Source organism: Mobiluncus porci (assembly GCF_009695935.1).
In the GTDB taxonomy this organism is placed as follows: domain Bacteria; phylum Actinomycetota; class Actinomycetes; order Actinomycetales; family Actinomycetaceae; genus Mobiluncus; species Mobiluncus porci.
Genome location: NZ_VUMY01000034.1, coordinates 1 through 3,626, shown reverse-complemented (window position 1 = coordinate 3,626; position 3,626 = coordinate 1). Strand labels below are relative to the sequence as shown.

Here is a 3,626-nt window from a genome sequence, read left to right as displayed (position 1 = left end):
GACCAACTTTCAACCCGACTTTCCCCCGCCAACACAAGCAAAACACGGGAAAACAAACACACAATTTGACCGACCCCAAAGTTCAGCCAAACCAACTTTCAACCCGACTTTAAGGCTCTACAACAACGAAAAACCCGGATAAAAAACACACAATTTGTCCTTTACCCCCACTCCGACGAACTTTTCGAGGGACGAGCGAGGAACTTGAGAACCATAATACGCCTTAAATAGCCTTAAATAACCTTAACAAAATAGTTGAGCGAACCCCAACAATACCAACAAAAAACCCCGCCTCACCAGCGGTGAAACGGGGTCTACCGCGGAGGATGGGGGATTCGAACCCCCGAGGGCTTGCACCCAACACGCTTTCCAAGCGTGCGCCATAGGCCACTAGGCGAATCCTCCTGTTTGTCATCGGCGAAAGCCGAAACAACAGAGACTATTTTACAGAAATCCTCCGATTTGGGGAAATCGGGAGGGCTGCCAGCCACCCACTACTTAGATAGGCGCGCATAAAACTTACGTTTTTTGAATTTATTGCCTTATTAGGCAATAAATTCAAAAAACGTATATCTTAGGCAGGCAATCCTCTTCGAAGCGCGCTATTCCGAGTCGAATTCTCAATCTTGGGGTCACGTCTGAGTTACGCCTCGCCAGGCAGCACACCTGAAAGCGCGTTGTCCCGCAACCACTCAATCCAAGCCTCGAGCCCCTCCCCGGTCTTCGCCGACAGCTCGATAACGACTGCGTCGGGGTTCACCTCGCGGAGATTGCGCTTAAACAGATCCATATCGAAATCCAAATACGGCATCAAATCTATCTTGTTGATGACCACGCAGGACACCGAGCGGAACATGACCGGATATTTCTTCGGCTTGTCCTCTCCCTCGGTCACGGAATAGACCATGGCCCGCAGGTGTGCGCCGACCTCGAACTCGGCCGGGCACACCAGGTTGCCGACGTTCTCGATAATGACCAAGTCAAGCGACCCCAAATCCAGCCCAGCCAAGGCGTGGGCCACCATCGGCGCATCCAAGTGGCATTCCCCGCCAAAACCAGCCGCGGTGTTCAAGACGCTAATCTGGGCGCCGAGGCCATCCATGCGTTTCGCGTCCAAGTCGGTCTCGATGTCGCCTTCAACAATCCCGATTCGTGCCTCGCCGCGCAACGCCTTCAGGGTTGCCACGAGCAACTCAGTCTTGCCTGACCCCGGGGAACTCATCAAATTCACCGACCGAACTCCGGCGCCGTCCAAATCCGCGCGGTTCTTCTCCGCCAACTCATCATTTTCAGCAAAAATGTCTTCCAAAACCATGACCCGCTCGGCTCCGGTTTCATAACCCGAGTGGTCTCCGACTTCAGCGGATACATCCGAACCGGAATGCTCATGCGCACCCGAGTTCAACGCGGAAGTAATCGCGGGGTCATACACCAGCGGGTGCGCGTTGGCGGGGTCATCCTTGTCCGCGTAGAAATGCGTGTTGCCCTCCGCGTCGTGCCAGTGGTCAGAATGCTGTGGGTCATGCCGGTGAAAGCGTCCCATTATCTCTCCTTAATATCGGGTCTCAAACTAGGTTACATCCATTGCGGTCAAAGTGAATTCCTCGCCGGTTTTGACGCGGTAGCGGGTCGAGCCACAAGCCGCACAAGCAAAGACGAGGTTTTCATCAATCGGGGTCTCCGCTCCGCAGTCCTCACAAACAATCACCGCCGGAATCACCTTGATGACCAGGCGCGACGCAGCCAGATTCGGCGCTTGCCGCGCGGTAGCTCCCCAAGCAAACTCCAGCGCCTCGGGGACAACCTGGCGTAACACCCCCACCTCGAGGTAGACCCGCGAAACGGCTCGCCCGCCCGAAGCCCGCGAAGCAATGCGGAAAATCGAGCGGGCGAGAGCAAGTTCGTGCATGAGTCAGATGAGGGGCGAGCTACTTCGCGATCTCGGGGGTTTTCTCAGAATCCAAAGCTGCGGCGTCGCGGGGAACCACTATTCGCGCCAGAACCTGTTTCGGGTCTTTAATGAGCAGGTAGGCAATCCAGATGACTCCACCAAGCGCCACTACGGACAGGCCCAGATAAGCGTCATTCAACATGTCTTGCGGGGCGGGGTTGAAATATTCAGCGCCTTCAGCCAGGTATTCCGAAATTGCGTCCACCAGCCACATCAGGGAGGCTCCCCAATAGAGCCAGCACAAAACCCCGAGCTTCATTTGGGATTTCGGGGCGGTCGCGTACCAGGTGGCGGTGACACCAACAGCGGCAAGAACCGTAATCAGCAAGGTCATGAGTTTGTCACCTAGGCCCTTGCAGCGGCGCGGCGCTTGATGGAATCGGTAACGAGAACCATCGCGCCCCAAGCTAGGGTAACCAGGACTGCCATCCCGACCCCGATAGTTCCCATTTCAAACAGCATCTCGCTCGCGGAGTCCGGGGTAGCGGCAGCGGTCAGGAACGGGAACCACGGCACGATTTCACCGTGCCACACGTGCTCGAAAGCCAGCAGCACCGAGCCACCCCACAATAGGTTCGTCAGCCAGGTCAATTTCTGGACCAGAGCCATCTTTTTAGCTACTACCTCGGAGCCGAGGCCGTTCTTTTCGGCTGAACGCTTGATGCCCGCCTTTACCGACGTGACAACAACAGCCTCAGCGGCAGGAACCAGGAAACATGCCATGATGTGTACCTCTCAAATCGACATTGATATGGAAATCCTAACATTTACCAGGAGGGAATATTTCCATCCGTCTTGGGGTTGTATTAAGTGAGTTCTGCGCTGCGGGTCGGGGTCTAGAGATTCCCCTGACAGCCACCACGGACTCGGTTATGATAGCGATATGGGCTGGAAATTGGCTCATTTCCCAACAGTTAGGATCTTGAAAATGGCAGTTTATACGCTACCCGAACTTCCTTATGACTACTCCGCTTTGGAGCCGCACATCTCCGGCAAAATCATGCAGCTGCACCACGACAAGCACCACGCTAACTATGTCAACGGTGCGAACACGGCTTTGGAAAAGCTCGAAGAAGCCCGCACGACCGGCAACTTTGCCACGGTCAACCAGCTCGAAAAGGATCTCGCTTTCAACCTGGGCGGACACGCAAACCACTCCGCTTTTTGGAAGATGATGGGTCCGGCTGCTACCACCCCCGACCGTCCCAGCGGCGAACTCGCGGCGGCGATTGATGAATACTTCGGCTCTTTTGAAGCCTTCCAAAAGCACTTCACCGCGGCCGCTACCGGACTGCAAGGCTCCGGCTGGGCGGTGCTGGCTTGGGACAGTATGGCGGGTCGCCCGGTCATCTTCCAGCTGTTCGACCAGCAGTCGAACATTCCGATTGCCCAGATTCCGCTGCTCATGCTGGATATGTGGGAGCACGCGTTCTATTTGGACTACTTGAACGTCAAGGCTGACTACGTCAAGGCCTGGTGGAACATCGTGAACTGGGAGAACGTCGAGAAGCGCTTCGAGGCGGCGTCCAAACACCACGGGGTACTGTAACTGGGACCGTGGGGGGGGGGGGGGGGGGGGGGGGGGGGTTGTGGGGGGGAGACAAACCCCCCCCCAAAAATATTTTTTTTGGGGGGGGGGGGGGGGGGGGGGGGGGGGGCCCCGGCGCCACAAAAG

General features: G+C 56.3%; 5 protein-coding genes and 1 tRNA gene. 1 reads left to right on the top strand and 5 read right to left on the bottom strand.

Features of this window, described 5'->3' with window-relative positions; all coding sequences use genetic code 11:
- Window positions 1-320 precede the first annotated feature (320 nt).
- The 5 genes from FYJ63_RS10925 to FYJ63_RS10905 form a co-directional block, all read right to left on the bottom strand.
- Window positions 321-405, bottom strand: a tRNA-Ser gene (locus FYJ63_RS10925).
- 238 nt (window positions 406-643) lie between these two features.
- Window positions 644-1,543, bottom strand: a complete 900-nt coding sequence (gene hypB, locus FYJ63_RS10920) for a hydrogenase nickel incorporation protein HypB (RefSeq protein ID WP_154546632.1) — start codon at window positions 1,541-1,543, stop codon at window positions 644-646.
- A gap of 27 nt (window positions 1,544-1,570) precedes the next feature.
- Window positions 1,571-1,909 carry a hydrogenase maturation nickel metallochaperone HypA/HybF gene (locus tag FYJ63_RS10915; protein WP_154546630.1) on the bottom strand — a complete coding sequence of 113 codons (339 nt, stop codon included), beginning with the start codon at window positions 1,907-1,909 and terminating at the stop codon, window positions 1,571-1,573.
- A 19-nt stretch (window positions 1,910-1,928) separates the two neighbouring features.
- Window positions 1,929-2,285, bottom strand: a complete 357-nt coding sequence (locus tag FYJ63_RS10910; RefSeq protein ID WP_154546628.1) for a hypothetical protein — start codon at window positions 2,283-2,285, stop codon at window positions 1,929-1,931.
- Window positions 2,286-2,296: 11 nt separating this feature from the next.
- Window positions 2,297-2,674, bottom strand: a complete 378-nt coding sequence (locus FYJ63_RS10905) for a hypothetical protein (RefSeq protein ID WP_154546626.1) — start codon at window positions 2,672-2,674, stop codon at window positions 2,297-2,299.
- 205 nt (window positions 2,675-2,879) lie between these two features.
- On the opposite strand from FYJ63_RS10905, the gene FYJ63_RS10900 reads away from it, so the two are divergent.
- A complete protein-coding gene (locus FYJ63_RS10900) occupies window positions 2,880-3,500 on the top strand; it encodes a superoxide dismutase (RefSeq protein ID WP_154546624.1) in 621 nt (206 codons plus the stop codon).
- Window positions 3,501-3,626 lie beyond the last annotated feature (126 nt).